Source organism: Pseudarthrobacter kochi (assembly GCF_055412805.1).
In genome coordinates this window covers 1-16,794 of record NZ_JBVAYV010000023.1, presented here as the reverse complement: position 1 = coordinate 16,794, position 16,794 = coordinate 1, and the positions used below count along the sequence as shown (strand labels likewise).

Annotated in this window: 13 protein-coding genes; 8 read left to right on the top strand and 5 right to left on the bottom strand. The window is 62.4% G+C overall.

Translation table 11 applies throughout. The annotated features are described in order from the left end of the window. Positions 1-218 precede the first annotated feature (218 nt). The 5 genes from ACZY0Y_RS12270 to dnaA all read right to left on the bottom strand — a co-directional run bounded on the left by ACZY0Y_RS12270 (position 219) and on the right by dnaA (position 6,083). Entirely contained in the window at positions 219-782 is a 564-nt protein-coding gene (locus ACZY0Y_RS12270) for a DciA family protein (protein ID WP_160668638.1), read from the bottom strand. Further along, a complete protein-coding gene (gene recF / locus ACZY0Y_RS12265; protein ID WP_463883336.1) occupies positions 779-2,002 on the bottom strand; it encodes a DNA replication/repair protein RecF in 1,224 nt (407 codons plus the stop codon). The genes ACZY0Y_RS12270 and recF overlap by 4 nt, the downstream gene beginning before the upstream one ends. 25 nt (positions 2,003-2,027) lie before the next feature. Beyond that, positions 2,028-2,912 carry a phosphogluconate dehydrogenase (NAD(+)-dependent, decarboxylating) gene (gene gnd / locus ACZY0Y_RS12260; protein WP_463958245.1) on the bottom strand — a complete coding sequence of 295 codons (885 nt, stop codon included), beginning with the start codon at positions 2,910-2,912 and terminating at the stop codon, positions 2,028-2,030. 104 nt (positions 2,913-3,016) lie between these two features. After that, on the bottom strand, positions 3,017-4,141 hold the full coding sequence (gene dnaN / locus ACZY0Y_RS12255) for a DNA polymerase III subunit beta (RefSeq protein WP_160668641.1): 1,125 nt from the start codon (positions 4,139-4,141) through the stop codon (positions 3,017-3,019). A 520-nt stretch (positions 4,142-4,661) separates the two neighbouring features. Further along, positions 4,662-6,083 (bottom strand): chromosomal replication initiator protein DnaA, encoded by a 1,422-nt coding sequence (dnaA, locus tag ACZY0Y_RS12250; protein ID WP_056428740.1) that lies wholly within the window; start codon positions 6,081-6,083, stop codon positions 4,662-4,664. Between the two features lie 463 nt (positions 6,084-6,546). Between dnaA and rpmH the strand changes: the two genes are divergently transcribed. The 8 genes from rpmH (at position 6,547) to ACZY0Y_RS12210 (ending at position 12,222) form a co-directional block, all read left to right on the top strand. Next, the gene (gene rpmH / locus ACZY0Y_RS12245; protein ID WP_003800212.1) at positions 6,547-6,684 is read left to right on the top strand and encodes a 50S ribosomal protein L34; all 138 of its coding nucleotides are present in this window, start codon (positions 6,547-6,549) and stop codon (positions 6,682-6,684) included. 41 nt (positions 6,685-6,725) lie between these two features. Further along, complete coding sequence (rnpA, locus tag ACZY0Y_RS12240; protein WP_463958243.1) at positions 6,726-7,136, top strand: ribonuclease P protein component; 411 nt, start codon at positions 6,726-6,728, stop codon at positions 7,134-7,136. After that, positions 7,129-7,524, top strand: coding sequence for a membrane protein insertion efficiency factor YidD (gene yidD / locus ACZY0Y_RS12235; RefSeq protein WP_463883333.1), 396 nt, complete (start codon positions 7,129-7,131; stop codon positions 7,522-7,524). The genes rnpA and yidD overlap by 8 nt, the downstream gene beginning before the upstream one ends. A 16-nt stretch (positions 7,525-7,540) precedes the next feature. Next, entirely contained in the window at positions 7,541-8,521 is a 981-nt protein-coding gene (yidC, locus tag ACZY0Y_RS12230; protein WP_463883331.1) for a membrane protein insertase YidC, read from the top strand. Continuing rightward, positions 8,521-9,132 carry a Jag family protein gene (locus tag ACZY0Y_RS12225; RefSeq protein WP_463958241.1) on the top strand — a complete coding sequence of 204 codons (612 nt, stop codon included), beginning with the start codon at positions 8,521-8,523 and terminating at the stop codon, positions 9,130-9,132. Before yidC ends, ACZY0Y_RS12225 begins: the two co-directional genes overlap by 1 nt. A 20-nt stretch (positions 9,133-9,152) precedes the next feature. Continuing rightward, on the top strand, positions 9,153-9,803 hold the full coding sequence (gene rsmG / locus ACZY0Y_RS12220) for a 16S rRNA (guanine(527)-N(7))-methyltransferase RsmG (RefSeq protein ID WP_463958239.1): 651 nt from the start codon (positions 9,153-9,155) through the stop codon (positions 9,801-9,803). Positions 9,804-9,889: 86 nt separating this feature from the next. Beyond that, positions 9,890-10,957, top strand: coding sequence for a ParA family protein (locus ACZY0Y_RS12215; RefSeq protein ID WP_463883327.1), 1,068 nt, complete (start codon positions 9,890-9,892; stop codon positions 10,955-10,957). 68 nt (positions 10,958-11,025) lie between these two features. After that, positions 11,026-12,222, top strand: coding sequence for a ParB/RepB/Spo0J family partition protein (locus ACZY0Y_RS12210; protein ID WP_463958237.1), 1,197 nt, complete (start codon positions 11,026-11,028; stop codon positions 12,220-12,222). Positions 12,223-16,794 lie beyond the last annotated feature (4,572 nt).

The window sequence follows — 16,794 nt, the reverse complement described above, 5'->3', positions numbered from 1 at the left end:
TCTACCGTGTTATAGGGGTGAAACCCGCATTCCAGGGGGCCAAACGGGAAGGAAAGTGCCGCTGGGAGGCCGCAGACTCCGCCTGCAAGGCTCCAGGGGTACGGGATGCGGGTTCCTATACGGCTCCGGTGCCTCTGAGCGCCCTACACGCCGTTTGCGGAATTTTCAAGAGTTTTGCAAGGAGTGCTTCAGACCGGGTGCGGTGGGAGTCCCGGACGTTATCCGTAGGTGTCCCGCGGCCCGCGCCCGTTGACGGTCCGGCCGCCCTTGCGCCAGCTGGGCGCCGCAGGTCCAAGGACCTGGATCTTGGTGACGACCCCTTCGCCGAGTTCGGTGCGGAATTTCTCCAGCAGGCTAAGGCTCAGCAGGCGCAGTTGCGTAGCCCAGGCGGTCGAATCACAGCGGACGTGGAGGGTGGTATCGGTGAAGCTCTCCGGGGTGCAGTGGGCGGAAATCTCCGGTCCGACGAGTGTGGCCCACTCGGCCATCACCGAGCCGACGGCCACAGGAGAGCTCCAGCCGCGCTCCGCGACAAGGCGCCCCACCACTTTGCCGAGCCCCATCGGGTCCCGGCCGGTGCCATGGAATTGTCCGAAACCGCGGGTGCTGCCGGTACTGCGGCCGGACTTCGGCGGGGTGGTTCCGGGCCGCGGCGGCGCCTTGCGCCGGATTTCGCCGCGTGACGCGGCCGCGTCGCGCATCCTGTTCAGCGCCGACTGGGCGGCGTCGATGTCATCCGGGTCGCGGCCCGGCTGCAGGCCGCCGTCGGTATCCTTATTCATCGATCTTCCCGCTCATCGATTCCTCCCGGGATTACCTTCACCCGCCGCCCGGCCAGTTCCGTCGGGATATCGTCCTCCACGGCGGCAGTCACGAGCACCTGCTCGGCGCCGGATACTATTGCGGCCAGTTTACGCCGCCGCTGGACGTCAAGCTCGGCAAAAACATCGTCCAGGATCAGGATCGGGGCGGATCCCCCGGTTCTGGTGTCATCGAGCATGACGTAGTACGAGGCCAGACGCAGGGACAGGCACATGGACCAGGTCTCGCCATGCGAGGCATACCCTTTGGCAGGGGCTGACCCCAGAACCAGTTCGAGTTCATCGCGGTGCGGGCCCACGAGGGAGATCCCGCGCTCCAGTTCCTTGCGCCGCGACGAAGCGAACGCCTGGACGTACCGTTCGGTGAGTTGGTCGACGGAGAGCAGGCGCAGGTCCTCGGCGGGCCCGGTGGCTTCCCCGCCGCGGGCAGCCGCGGGACCGGAAGCGGCGGCCGGCGCAGCGCCGTCGTCCTCCACCGCACCCTGCAGTGTGGAGCGGTAGATGGCGCCGGCTTCCTTGGAACCGTCCGTGAGCTGCGCGTAGGCGCTCATGAGGTGGGGCCGGAGCCGTTCCACCAGTTCCAGCCGCGCGTGCAACAGCTCGGCTCCCGCCCGGGCCATGTGCTGGTCCCAGACATCCAGGGTGGCCTCGTGTCCCGTGCTGAATTTGCCCGCGCGGGCGGACTTCAGGAGCGCGTTGCGCTGCTTCAACACCCGGTCGTAGTCGCTGCGGGTGGCTGCATGCCGCGGGATGAGGCTGACCAGGAGTTCATCGAGGAAACGGCGCCGGCTGGACGGATCACCCTTGACCAGGGCCAGGTCCTCGGGGGCGAACAGTACGGTTTGGCAGATACCCAGGATGTCCCTGGCCCGGACCGGATTGCTGCGGTTAATCCGGGCGCGGTTGGCGCGGGAGCTGTTGATTTCGAGTTCGAGCACGGTGGACTGCTCGCTGCGGACCAGCTTGGCACGGATCATGGCCCGGTCGGTGCCGAAACGCAGCAGCGGGGCATCGGAACTGACCCGGTGCGAACTGAGCGTAGCCAGGTAGCCGATGGCTTCCATGAGGTTGGTCTTGCCGATGCCGTTCGAGCCGACCAGCACCGTGACGCCGGGCTCCAGGCTCAGCTCCACCTGGGCATAACTGCGGAAATCTGTGAGCGAAAGTTGTTCTAGGTACACGCCGGTTCAGGATTTCAGGGCGGGACTACTTGGCCGGACGGGTGGCGTGCCCGCCGAACTGGTGGCGCAGCGCGGAAACCATCTTCATCGCGGGCGAGTTGTCCTCCCGGGAGGAGAAGCGGGCGAAAAGCGCTGCCGTGATGGCCGGGGCCGGCACGGCGTTGGCGATTGCTTCCTCCACGGTCCAGCGGCCTTCACCCGAATCCTCGACGTAGTCGTCTATCGACTCCAGGCCGGGATCCTCGTCAAGGGCTTTTACCATGAGGTCCAGCAGCCAGGACCGGACGACGGTTCCCTTCTGCCAGGCCCGGAACGTGCCGGGGAGATCGGTGACGATGTCCTTGGCGGCCAGGAGTTCGTAGCCTTCGGCGTAGGCCTGCATCAGTCCGTATTCGATGCCGTTGTGGACCATCTTGGCGTAGTGGCCGGCGCCGATCCCGCCGACGTGGACGAAGCTGTCGGCGCGGTCGCCGTCGGGACGGAGTGCGTCGAAGACGGGCATCGCCCGTTCGATGTCCGCGGCGTCACCGCCGGCCATGAGTCCGTAACCATTCTGCAGGCCCCAGACCCCGCCGGAGACACCGCAGTCGGCGAAACGGATGCCTTTTTCCGCCAGTGCTGCCCCGTGTTTCTGGTCCTCGGTGAAGCGGGAGTTGCCGCCATCCACCACCAGGTCGCCGGCGTCGAGCTTGTTGCCGAGTTCGGTGATGACCGCGTCGGTGATCTCGCCGGAGGGGACCATCACCCAGATCAGGCGCGGCGCCGGGACGGCGGCGATCAGTTCATCGATGCTCGCGACGTCGGTGACGTCCGGGTTGCGGTCAAACCCGGTGACGTCAGCTCCACCCTTGCGCAGCCGTTCGCGCATGTTGAAACCCATTTTTCCAAGGCCGATAAGTCCGATGTGCACGGGTTGAACTCTTTTCTGCGCTGGGGTGTTTCCGGTGGTGGCGTCTACCCAACTGGCTGGCAGTTACGGCCGTTTTGATCCCTCAAAACGGAGGTAACTGCCAGTTAGTTGGGCAGCCGGACCGGCATGACCAGGTAGCGGTAGTCGCCCTGGTCCTCGCCGTCGGCGTCGTGCTGAGCCGTGATCATGGCCGGTTTGGGCGCGCTCGTGAAGGAGAACCGGACAAACTTGGTTTCGATGACGCTCAGGCCTTCGATCAGGTAGTGCGGGTTGAACGCGACGGTGATGTCTTCGCCGGTGAGCTGAGCTTCGAGCTCTTCGGAGGCCTGCGCATCTTCGCCGGTGCCGGCGTCGAGGTGCAGCTGGCCCTGGGTAAAAGCGAGCCGGACCGGGGTGTTGCGTTCCGCCACGAGCGAGACGCGGCGCACGGCCTCGACAAGTTCCGATGTCTGCACAGTCGCGTGGATGGGCGTGGACTCGGGGAACAGTGAGCGGATCTTGGGGTAGTCGCCGTCAACCAGGAGTGACGTCGTCGTACGTCCGCCGCTCTCAAATCCGATGAGCCTGCTGTCGTCATCGGCAAGGGCGAGGTTGATGTCGCCGCTGCCGCCAAGGGTCTTGGCTACTTCGTTGAGGGTCTTGGCCTTGACCAGGGCGCTGGTTGAGATGCCCGGGGTGACGGGCTTCCACGGGAGTTCGCGCATCGCCAGGCGGTAGCGGTCGGTGGCCAGCAGCGTGATGAGGTCGTCCTCGATCTCCATTCGGACGCCGGTGAGGATCGGCAGGGTGTCGTCCTTGCTCGCCGCGATGATCACCTGGGAGACAGCCTGGGCAAAGGAGTCGCCCGGGACCGTGCCGCTGATCGGGGGCAGTGCTGGCAGGGGCGGGTATTCAGCTTCCGGCATGGTGGCCAGGTGGAAGCTGCTTCGGCGGCAGGTGAGGGTGACTTTGTTGCCGTCGGTTTCGATGTCGACCGGTGCGGACGGAAGGCTGCGGCAAATGTCGGCAAGGAGGCGTCCCGAGACCAGGATGGTGCCTTCGGTTGTGATGTCAGCTGCGATTTCAAGCCTCGCTGACGTTTCGTAATCGAAGCTCGACAGGCTGACCGTACCGGCTTCAGCCTTGAGAAGCAGGCCGGAAAGTACGGGTACCGGCGGCCGCGGAGACAACGACCGGGCGGTCCAGGTCACGGCTTCTGCCAGGACGTCCCGTTCGACTCTGAACTTCACGGAAGGGTGCCGCCTTTCATTGCTGCTGTCATCGCTGGTGGCCGGGCCACCGGCCCGGCTGGGAATCACAAAAGATGTCCAGGACGGACACACTGCAGACAGCTTAGCCGCAAGAAGTGTGATTCTCCCATCCCCGGGTTACATCCGTGTGGTTCGCTCCGCCCGGCCCGGTGCCGGTTTCCGGCCAGGGCCGGGACGGTCCTTGGCGGTGTGCGGGGTCCGGAGCGAAGTTGTTATTTGAGGGAATTTCATTTTCTAGGGATTAGTAGTGTTAATAACTGCTGTGGATACTGTGGATAACCCTGTTTGGCGGTGCGATTCCGGGGTTAAGCCCTGTTCATGGACTGTGGGTGGAGCAGGTTTTAAACAGGGTGTGGATGGGGATAACATTTGTTGCCGATCCGCTGATCCACAGATGCCTTAAGGGTTTTAAGCCCATTAACCGCGGTTGTCCCCTTAACTATCCACAGGCTTGTCCACAGGTGCCTGTTAATAAGGTAAGAGTGCGCGGACGGACTGCCTAGGAATTGCGCTGCTGCTGCTTGATCCGGTTGGTCAGCTCGGTCACCTGGTTGTAGATCACCCGGCGCTCGGCCATCAGTTCGCGGATCTTGCGGTCCGCGTGGATGACCGTGGTGTGGTCGCGGCCGCCGAGCTCCTGGCCGATCTTGGGAAGGGACATGTCCGTGAGCTCACGGCACAGGTACATGGCGATCTGCCGGGCCGTCACCAAAGTCCTGGTCCGCGACTTGCTGCAAAGCTCCTCCATGCTGAGCTTGAAGTAGTCGGCAGTCTGGGTCAGGATCTGCGCGGAGGTGATCTCCTGGGCCCCATCATCGGTGATGAGGTCCTTGAGTACCATCTCGGCCAGGGCAACGTCGACGGGCTGGCGGTTCAGGCTGGCGAAGGCCGTGACGCGGATCAGGGCCCCCTCGAGTTCGCGGATGTTGCTCGAGATCTTCGAAGCGATGTATTCCAGGGCATCGTCCGGTGCGGAGAGGCCCTCGCTGAGGGCCTTCTTCCGGAGGATCGCGATCCGGGTTTCGAGTTCCGGCGGCTGGATGTCGGTCAGCAGGCCCCATTCGAACCGTGACTTCATCCGGTCCTCGAAACCAGCGAGCAACTTGGGCGGCTGGTCGGAAGTGATGACCACCTGCTTGTTGTTGTTGTGCAGGGCGTTGAACGTGTGGAAGAACTCCTCCAGCGTCCGGTCCTTGCCGGCCAGGAACTGGATGTCATCGATCAGCAGGACGTCCACGTTGCGGTAGGTCGTCTTGAAGCTGGTGCCTTCATCGTCGCGGATCGAGTTGATGAAGTCGTTGGTGAATTCTTCTGAGTTGACGTAACGGACCCGGATCCCGCTGTAGAGCCGGCGGGCGTAATGGCCGATCGCGTGGAGCAGGTGGGTTTTGCCCAGTCCGGAATCACCGTAGATGAAGAGGGGGTTGTAGGCCTTGGCCGGAGCTTCGGCGACGGCGACGGCCGCTGCGTGGGCGAAGCGGTTGGAAGAACCGATCACAAAGGTGTCGAACACATACTTTGGATTCAGCCGGCCGAATTCGTGCGAGGTGCTTGGCAGCATCGGCTGCGGCTTCAGTTCCACCGAGGGATCGGCCACCAGGGACAGCTCGACGGCGGGTTCCGGTTCCGTGTGGAGCGGTACCAGATCGGTGTCGACGTCGATCGCACAACGGATTTCGTCGGAAAAAACGTTCCGGAGGGCGTCGTCGAGGGCTTCCTTCACCTGCGTCTGGAGCACCTCGCGGGTGAGTTCGTTGGGCACGGCGACCAGAAGGGTGGAACCGATGAGGCCCTGGGCCTGGGCGAGGATGACGAAGCCACGCTGTCGGGGTGAGACACGGTGGTCATTCTCCAGCAGGCTCACTACCCGCCGCCAGGAACTTCCGACAGTGTTGGCTTGGTTGGCTTCGTCTACTGTCATCAATCAGTTCCTCAAACTTGCTTGCCTGCATTACCTGCAGCCACAAGTCCCGAACCAGTGCGCTGGCCCCGGCTTAATCCACAGGGTTATGCACAGTCCGTGGATAATCGGCTACTGGGACACTCTAGGCGATGAAAAGTCCAGAAGATAGCTGGGTTCTGTCCTGTGGATAATCACACTGGTGTAGTTCGAAAACGGGGTGCGTGACGCACTTCATCCACAGGCTGGGGCGGCGGTTAGCCATAGCTGGGGAAAGTCTGCGGCGCGACCCCCGGTTTGACTCCGGAGGGCAGCAAGCCCTAACGTTGTGAAGTCCCATGTGTACGCTTTTCGCCTCTTTTGTTTCTCTCCCGACGCCCTGCGTCTTGCGAGTCGAGGGAAGCGGCACATACAAAACTTAGCGTCGACCAGTTCTTCCCCTTGATCGGGTGGGCGCACCTTTGATCCCACTGGAGTAACTAACGTGAGCAAGCGGACTTTTCAGCCGAATAACCGCCGTCGAGCCAAGAAGCACGGCTTCCGCCTTCGTATGCGTACCCGTGCCGGCCGTGCCATCCTGGCAGCCCGTCGTGGCAAGGGTCGCACCGAGCTGTCGGCCTAAATAACTGACTCGTCGGTCTACATCCCTGTGCGAGTTTAAAGGTGCTGGCCACCCGCAACCGTCTGAGGACATCAACCGATTTTTCAACAACTGTACGTTCCGGTGTCCGCAATGGACGCCGGAACGTAGTGTTATATACGGCAGCCCTGGCTGCCAATGAACCAAGCCGGATCGGATTCATCGTTTCCAAGAGTGTCGGGAACGCTGTTGTCAGGAACCTCGTTAAGAGGAGACTGAGAGAAGTCGGTGCCTTGTCGTTGCAGAAATACGGCAGCGGGTTCGCGATCGTGGTCCGGGCCCTGCCCGCTGCGTCGGGGGCCAGCTGGGACCAGCTGCGATCGGACTATGACGCCGCCCTTGAAAGCAACATGAAACGGCTGGGCAGCCGCCTTCCTAAGGCTGCTTCTTCAGTTTCTTACGAGACAACACAGGAAGGGACCCCGCGTGCGTAACTTAACTGCCGCCGTCGTCCCTCCTGCAAAATCCGCAGCCGTATGGCTGGGTCGGGCAGTCTGGAACTTGCCCCGCAATATCCTTATCCTGCTGCTTCTGGCGTACCGCAAGGCGATCTCACCGCTGTACGGCCAGGTTTGCCGCTTCTTTCCCAGCTGCTCGGCCTACGCCCTTGAGGCGGTTACGGTCCACGGCGCGGTGAAGGGAAGCTGGCTGGCTGCCAAGCGTCTGTTGCGCTGCCATCCCTGGAATGCCGGTGGTGTGGACCATGTCCCCGCCGGTAAATACGAGTGGCCCGCAGACCGCACCCCCACAATTGTTGTGTTGAACAATCCGGACAAGTACCTGGCTGCTCAGACTGATGGAGAAGGCCGCTCTGCGGCCTGACGAATAGGGATATCGTATGGATTTCTTTGAAACAATCATGTTTCCGTTCAAGTGGCTTGTGTCCGCCATCATGGTGGTCTTCCACGATGGCCTGAGCGCCATCGGCATGCCCGCCGCCAATGGCTGGACGTGGACCCTGTCCATCATCGGCCTGGTGCTGGTGATCCGTGCGGCTCTGATTCCCGTGTTCGTCAAGCAGATCAAGGCCCAGCGCGGCATGCAGCTGCTGCAGCCGGATCTGAAGAAGCTGCAGGACAAGTACAAGGGCAAGACCGACCAGCTGTCCCGCCAGGCCATGGCCCAGGAACAGATGGCCATGTACAAAAAGCATGGCACCAACCCCTTCTCCGCGTGCCTGCCCATGCTGATCCAGATGCCCTTCTTCTTCGCCCTGTTCCAGGTCCTCTCCGGGATTACGACGGCGGCGACCGGCGGGAAGAGCATCGGCGCGATGAGCCACGAGCAAGTGGTCCAGTTCGATGAGTCCAGCATCTTCGGGGCCCCGCTCTCCGCCACCCTGCTGCACGGCACACCCGAGGGCGGCAACGTGGTGGCCGTGTGGATCCTGTCGATCGTGATGATCCTGGCTATGACGGCCTCGCAGTTCATCACGCAGAAGCAGATCATGGCCAAGAACATGTCCGAAGAGGCCATGGCCAGCCCGTTCATGAAGCAGCAGAAGATGATGCTCTACGTCCTGCCGATCGTCTTCGGTGTGGGTGGCATCAACTTCCCCATCGGCGTCCTGATCTACTGGACCACCACCAACCTCTGGACCATGGCGCAGCAGTTCTTCGTGATCCGCCGCATGCCGACGCCGGGATCCCCCGCCGCCAAGGCCCTGGCCGAGCGCCGTGCCGCAAAGGGGCTGCCGGCCCTGCCCCTGACGGGCGCCAAGAAGGCCGAAGCAGCTGCCGCTGAAGCCGCGGCCGCTGAGGCCCTGGTGGCCAAGAGCCAGCGCGTCCAGCCACAACGTAAGAACAGGAAGAGGAAGTAATGTCCGCCGAGAGTACCGCACACGCTATTTCCGCTGAAGCCATCGACGAGCAGGACGACGCCTTGAACGCAGTCCAGGACACCGATCAGACCACCGATGAAGGTGCCGAAGATTCCGAGGGTGCCGAGGGCAAGGGAATCTCCGCGAGCCGTCTGGAAGAAGAAGGCGACGTCGCGGCGGACTACCTTGAGGAATTGCTGGACATCGCCGACATTGACGGCGACATCGACATTGAAGTCCGCAACGGACGTACCTACATTTCTATCGTCGCTGAGGAAAAATCGGCCGGGCTGGAGAACCTGGTTGGCAAGGACGGCGAAGTACTCGAAGCCCTTCAGGAACTGACCCGGCTCGCCGTGCTGTCGGCGACCGAAAACCGGTCCCGGCTGGTGCTGGACATCAACGGCTACCGTTCGGAGCGCGCCGGCGAGCTGCAGAAGATTGCAGAAGACGCCGTCGCTTCCGTGAAGAAGTCCGGTGAAACCGTGGCCTTGGCCCCGATGAGCGCCTATGAGCGCAAGATTGTGCACGACGCCGTCGCTGACCTGGGCCTCATCAGCGAGTCCGAGGGCGAAGGCGCCGACCGCCATATCGTCGTCTCCGCCGACTGAACGTGCCGGTGGATAGCTTGATGGTTGACATTACCGAGGCTGAACTGCGGGCAGCACAGGCGATCTTTGGTGACCGCCTGGACCTCGCAAAGCGCTACGTGGAGCACCTCGCCACGTCCGGGACGGAGCGGGGCCTCATCGGCCCCCGTGAGGTACCCCGGCTGTGGAGCCGGCACGTGCTGAACTGCGCCGTGATTGAGAGCCAGATTGCCGAGGGAAGCCATGTGGCCGACGTTGGCAGCGGCGCCGGACTGCCGGGCCTGTGCCTGGCCATAGCCCGGCCGGATCTGGAACTGACTCTGATCGAACCCCTTGAGCGCCGCGTCATCTGGCTCCAGGAAGTCGTGGACGACCTCGGCCTGGACAACGTGACGATTATGCGCACCCGCGCGGAACTTGCGGTGGGGATGGTGAACGCCGACGTCGTCACCGCCCGCGCCGTGTCAGCACTGTCCAACCTGGCCGGACTCACCATTCCGCTGCTGGCGGGCAAGGGCGAAGTGGTCGCCATTAAGGGACGCAGCGCCGGCGAGGAAATTGAAAAAGCCGCCAAGGTGATCCGGAAGCTCGGCGGCACCCAGACCTCCGTTGTACTGGTGGGTGAGGACCTCCTCGACGAACCCACAACCGTTGTCCGAATCGTTGTGAATAAGCCTCAAAAGATCGCCTAGCATCAGCCCGGTGCCCTCGGTCTCCTTGGGTAAGAGGTTAGGCTAGTAACCGGCAGCAAGAGCCGAACGAGAGTGAGTGTGTCACAGTGACCAGTAGCGAAGCCTCCACACAACGGATTCCCCCGTTCGTGTCCCTGGGGTCCGCACGGGCCTTTGTTGCGCCCGCAGTCGCACACGATTACTCCGGAAATCGCACGGCTTCAGTTGCAAAGACCACCGGAATGGCGAGTGTTTCACGTGAAACATCCGTAGTCTCCAGTGGAAATGTCCTCGACTCCATCGATGATTCCAGCCCGATTGCCCGTGAGCTCGCCCATGAGAACAAGCGGCGCGAGCGTCTCCTGGGACGCGAACTTCCGAAGCCGGAGAAGACCCGGATCTTCACCGTCTCGAACCAGAAGGGCGGGGTCGGCAAGACCACCACAACCGTCAACATCGCTGCCGCCCTGGCTGCTGCGGGGCTGAACGTGCTGGTCATCGACATCGATCCCCAGGGGAACGCCTCGACAGCGCTCGGAATTGAACACCACGCCGACGTTGACAGCATCTACGACGTGCTCATCAACGACATCCCGTTGCAGGACGTTGTGGCACCTTGCCCGGACATCGATAAGCTGATCTGTGCACCCGCCACCATCCACCTTGCGGGCGCGGAGATTGAGCTGGTCAGCCTTGTTGCCCGCGAGCAGCGCCTCCGCCGTGCGATTGACGTGTACTCCAAGGAACGGGCGAAGAACGGTGAGGAGCGGCTGGACTACATCTTCATCGACTGCCCGCCGAGCCTGGGCCTGCTGACCGTCAACGCGTTCTGCGCAGCCAACGAGGTGCTCATTCCGATTCAGTGCGAGTACTATGCGCTGGAGGGACTGAGCCAGCTGCTGAAGAACATCGAAATGATCCAGAAGCACTTGAATGCGGATCTGGTCGTTTCCACCATCCTGCTGACCATGTACGATGGCCGCACCAATCTCGCTGCCCAGGTGGCAGCTGAGGTGCGCGAGCACTTCCCGGAGCAGGTGCTCGGCGCTGTGGTCCCCCGATCGGTCCGTATTTCAGAAGCTCCCAGCTACCAGCAAACCGTGATGACCTACGATCCCTCATCCAGCGGGGCCCTGTCCTACCTGGAAGCCGCAGCCGAAATCGCGGAACGTTAGAATCTTTTCAAGAATTGCACTAGCTAGAGTCCGGTGATGCCTGGCTCTTCCAATGGAGGGATTTATCCATGAGCGATAAGCGACGCGGCCTCGGCCGTGGACTTGGGGCACTCATTCCAAGTTCCGCCGCGGCTTCCGGCAACGGTTCAGCGCCGTCCCGTCCCGTGGATCTTTTCTTTCCTGAAGCCCGCAAGCGGACACCGGCCCCCGAGGTAGCCGAAGACACCACAGTTGTGCCCGACGAGGAAGCAGCTGCAGCGTCGCAGACACTCTCCCCAACAGCGGCTGGGACCAATTCCAGCGCGCCGGATACGAAAACCGTTCCCGCGGCCAAGAAGGCGACGGCACGGAAGGCCCCCGCTGCGGCGGCCAAGCCGGCCGTGAAGAAGGCGCCCGGGACAGCATCGGTTTCCGGCGTTGAAGATCAGGGTGTGGAACTCGTTGACGTGCCTGGAGTCCGCTTTGCGGAAATCCCGGTCACTGACATCCACCCCAACCGCAAGCAGCCGCGTTCCGTCTTCGATGAGGACGACATGGCGGAGCTGGTGCACTCCGTCCGGGAAATTGGCGTCCTCCAGCCAATTGTTGTCCGTACTTCAACCGAAGAGGGTGGAGAACCCTACGAGCTCGTCATGGGCGAGCGTCGGTGGCGGGCAGTGCAGGCCGCGGGCCTCGAAACTATTCCTGCCATTGTCCGGGACACCACCGATGATGACCTCCTCCGCGACGCACTGTTGGAAAACCTGCACCGGAGCCAGCTGAACCCGCTCGAAGAGGCGGCCGCGTACCAGCAGCTGCTGGAGGACTTCGGCACCACCCATGAACAACTGGCCGACCGCATCGGACGTTCGCGCCCGCAGGTGTCCAATACCCTCCGGCTGCTCAAGCTTCCGCCGCTGGTTCAGCGCCGGGTTGCTGCGGGCGTCATCTCTGCCGGCCACGCGCGTGCGCTGCTTGCGCTTCCGGATGCCGCCGCGATGGAACGCCTCGCCCAGAAGATTGTTGCCGAAGGCATGTCGGTCCGTGCGACGGAAGAGGCCGTGACCCTCTACCAGAATCCGGCTTCGACACCAAAGAACAACATTCCGCGTCCTGGCGCACGGCACGAGCGCCTGGACTATTTGGCGTCATCGCTCTCGGACCGGCTCGATACCAATGTCAAGATCTCCCTCGGTGCGCGCAAGGGCCGTGTGAGTATCGAGTTCGCAAGCGTGGAGGACCTCAACCGCATTATGGATGTCCTCACGCCCGGTGCTCCGAGCTAGCTTAGAACCGCACTCCGAAGGGATCCGTTTCACGTGAAACGGGTCCCTTTGTTGTTGGTCGCGACACCAATTGTTGGTTGTTGTAGTCTCCGCAGCGGTGGTTCTGGAGTCTGTTTCTGACTTTCTACCGCCCTCCCGAGGTATCTGATTGCGGCTTCCGGGCTACATTTCCCGCCCAAACGAAGCTCGGTCTTCGGACAGGACCGGCGCCTTCGCATATTTTGATCGGTGGCGGGTTTCACGTGAAACATCAAGTCATGCTTGATGGGCCCTAGGAAGCCGTTGCATTGTGCGGAAGACCGCTGAGTTATCGGCCAGGCCGACAGGCAACCCCCTACTCCGCGCGAGGATTTTCGCACCCACCCACCTGTCACGGATCTGGAAGTGTGTGGATCCGGTCTGGCCCGAGTACGGGCTGCTGACCCTTGGTGGGTGCGAACTCAGCGGCTGTTCTCCAGTTGACGGTGGCGCGCTGGACTTCAGAAGGGTACGGACAGTGGAATCAACTTCGGCCCTGAGGCGGAGTGATCCGTCGACGTCTTCGATGGAGTGATCCACTCGCAATGATGACCCGAAAGTGCTTCCTCAGACTCTGTGTGGACGCAGTCTCGTGTTTCACGTGAAACATGCAGGGGTGGTTGCGATACAGGTGGCGCACTGGCGGGATAGGCGGAGAAACAGTAGGCGGGATCGGGTTCGTCGCGCCGTCAGCCCGGAAATGGGCCACAGGCCCCTACGCGGGCTATAGGCAGGCAAGGCCAGCCCCGGCTTCATCAGGGACGCTGCAGGACGCCTAGCGGTTCCCCGGCGCCCTACACGGGGCACAGGAGCGTGCTGGTGTCCCGCGGCATAGCGCGTTGGTGTCGCCACGGCGAGGTCTCCCCCGGTAGCCGGACAGGCTCCGTCTGCCGACCAGATCGCAGTAAAACCCGGACGACATCCTCCAATACTGATGCCGTCGGCTCCTGAGAATTCCGCCAGCCCGTTGGACACCCCAGACATGCGCTCCGCGGGCCCGCCATCGGTGTGAGCCATCTTCAACGGGGAGACGGGTCAGTCACGTGGAGGGCAATTCACCAGGGCACCGGCCGATGGTGAGTGTGTGGGGACCGCCGGCGACTGGCGAACCGGCGGGCAGCCGACTGGTGATCGTTGTTGTGCGGTGCAGGAACCAGCTGTGCCGTCGCAGCGGCAGCGCCAGTGCGACTCCACGGTACCGGTCTCGAAAAGGAGGGTACGGGACGCCCGAACTGCAGCCCTTCCCTCGTGCGGGGGAATGGCCACATGGTGAACCTGCAGGAGAGGGAAGACTCCCACCGGGTGATTGCTGTCGCCCCTTAAAGACGATTTCACATGATCGGAAGGTTCCTCGCGTGGCCGGCACTGTTCCGGCTCGGGGGGTGCCTTACGGATTCCGGCACTGATGGCTGCACGCGTCCACACCGCCCCTGGCCGGATGAGGTCAAGAGGAGTGACAAAGTACCAGCTGGCTGGCTGGCGGGCCGGTCTGTCAGGTTTGGCAGGTATGACGGGATCGCCTGTTCTGGCGGGTTTGACGGGATCGCCTGTTCTGGCGGGACCGGAAGATGGCGAGTGCCATTGGCTACTCCCCAGCAAATCCCTTTCCGGCGCGGCGGGTGCACGCCTGCGCCGGAGGATACGGTCGCCCTTCACTGGCTTGAAGGCTGCGTCGATAGCCGCCTGGGCCCGGACCAGTATGTCCAACGGTGGCGGGAGCGGCAGTAGGTTGTGGCCTTTGACAACGGTGGATATCCCGGTGGAAAAGCCTGTGGATAACTTTGTGGATTACCCGGAGGTTGGGTGTGGGTGTCGCACGTGGCGACGCTGCTCCACGGGCGCCGAAGGAGAGTCCGCAATAGGGGTGCCTTCGGCTAGTCAGACGTGTTTCACGTGAAACATTCACAGGCCTCGAAGCCTGACCTCATTCACGCCCTGCTGTGCTTCAAAAATCCCCCACTGATGGTTAATTTTCTGCGGTATTCCGCACTTTGCCGTGTGCAGTTTCGCTGTGACGATGCCCGGTCGTGAACGCGCATCGATGGGATCGGATGTGTCACGGCCGCTCGTTCGTCGACGAGATGGAAGCGACGGTTCGGCCCACTGGTAAGGGACGGATGGTGAGATTGTGATCAAGGCCTCGCTGCCTGTGGATAACTGTGTGAATAAGTTCTGTGGAGAACTCAGTGGGAATCCGCCCCGTTTCACTTTTGAATGGCATCAAGAGGCGATTCAGGATCTCATCGGCCTACCCAGAACAGTCCTTCGGATCCCCAAATTCACGACTGCCCTCGGGCCAATCCGTTCACAGTTGTCGTTCCCCCGGGCAGGGCAGGCGGCACTTGCTTAGAGCTTTGAGGAGCCGTATCACTTGGATCTCGGGCCGTGAGATGCCGCCACAGCAGTCGTCAGCGCCTGTCGGGCGCCGCGCCTGGAGATTCATGCCGGCGGTGAAAGTGTAGCCCGGGGTCTCTCCACCTCCGCGATAGAGGAAGCCACGGCGGGCCAGGTAGCGGCCGTCCCACCACATCTTCTGGATACGTAACGTGGCTTCTGCCTGGCACGATCTTGCCTGCTCCCCCATCTGGGTCACCAAGGCTGACGAGCGCATTCGTCTTCCGCTCCCCTCTGGCCGGACGCGAGCAGAGGATTCCAGTGAGGTGGCCACCGTCGCGGGCAAGGCGGCTAGGTTGCCCTTCCTCCGTGCCCAGCCAAGTGAACACCTCCGGACTCCAGGTTCCGCTGCGTCCTTGTGGAGAATGGGGTGTCGGGTGCTGGTGTGCCAAGCCCGGCTCCTGGGGCCAGTGCCAGCAAGACGTAAGCATAGGTTAGTGGTGGGGGCGGCAGGCGCTATGCGGCACCGGAAGTGCAGACGTGCCCAATATCTGACCAATCATTTCGACGCAATCACTTCGACCCAACCATTACAGTCCGAGCTCCGCGGTCCTTCCTAGCCTTCCTATTGCTTCTTCCCGGGAAAGGTAGCCGCTGTTCTCGGGACGGACGGCGTCCGCGGTTGTTCCCAGTCGCAAGCATGGGCAGCGGCTAGCGGCGGCCGAGCCAGCACAGTGGAGAATTCTCACTATTGGTGATGCCCGAGACAATAGGATGCGTTGTGTTTCACGTGAAACAGCGAAGTCTTGTGAGTATTCTCGTGGCTGCAGCTGGCGCAGGAAGCCCCGTCCTGCGGGGTAATCGCCGTCGCTCAACGGACGCGTAGGGCTTCCCTCGATGTGGGAAGGCAGTATGAATCAAGCTGAGATGCCTCCCATGTGGCCTATGGGGGTGTGGTTCGGATGAACGGAAGTTCCGGTGTTCCCAGGCGCCGGGTAGCAGGCAACAGGATTGAGGCTTCAGGCACGTTGATCCGCCCTGGACGCCGCCAGTTTAGGCACGTAGTCAGTAAACGACAGTGGTCTATCGAATGCAGTCTATCTTCGCTGCGAACAGACCAGCCGATACAGCCGAGGGTACCCCGCCGCACAGTGTTTCACGTGAAACATTCCCCAGGGTGGAATCACCAGTACGTCAGACCCGAAGCATCTCCACGCTAACCGCCATGCCTGAAGAGGCGCGACCGCGGAGGTCTGTAGCGTTCGCCCCAGGGTCGGCGCGATCGCGGGAGTTGGCTTGTCTGACGGCCCACGGATGTTTCACGTGGAACACACCCGAACGCCGCAGGTTCTCTCAGGCGACTCCCCCGGCCGGTATGGCGGTACAGCCGTTCGGGCATAGGCAATCTGACTGGGGAAGGTGAAACTTCCATGCCGCACGGCCTCAGTTCCACATCCCGCGACTGTCGCTAGGCATCCGCTTCACCATTCTGTAAATGCGGAGGTACAAATCGGCGGTCCGGGCGCAATCCCCAATTTCAGTGATGCACGGGATCGCCGGGCGCCACGCCTGCGTGGGGGCCGCTGGTGCGACGGGGGCTGCCTGCCGCGACAGCACAGACTCCGGTTCCGTGCGGGCGACGCGAAATGAGCTGAGACCGGGTTCGTTCGGTGCCCAAATACGCCGGGGTATGGCAAGGGAACGCACCCACCAGACCATCCGGGAAGAGGGCCGCTGGCGGTGCCGTGTTTGGCGAGACTCTACGGTCGGCTTTGGAAGGAGACGGCGCAACCCTCCCAGCCACAATGTTTCACGTGAAACACCGGACCCAATGCTCCACGTTCTGTGAACAGCGACTATGTGGCGGCGGGCTATTCCGCCTAGCGCAGGCCCTACGTGATGTTTCACGTGAAACAAGGCTTCGACGCTCGGCACACCATGCTGCTGCTCAGCCCATAGAGAGCGGACCCCTACCCGCTGAGGGATAGATCCATCGATTCCGCGGCGCGATGTTCAGGCAACCCGACCCCAATAAACAATACGCAAAGGTTGTATGCGCGTGAAAATGTAGGGTCATCGGGTCACTGAGCCTCCCCTTCCAAGCCAAGGTGACAGATAGCTTCAGTTGGTACCGCTGGTCTGGATGGTTGGTACCGGCATTCCGGGAACTTGGTACCGGCCCTCCGCATGTCCGCTCGGGGCCGGCACCACGTCCTGGGT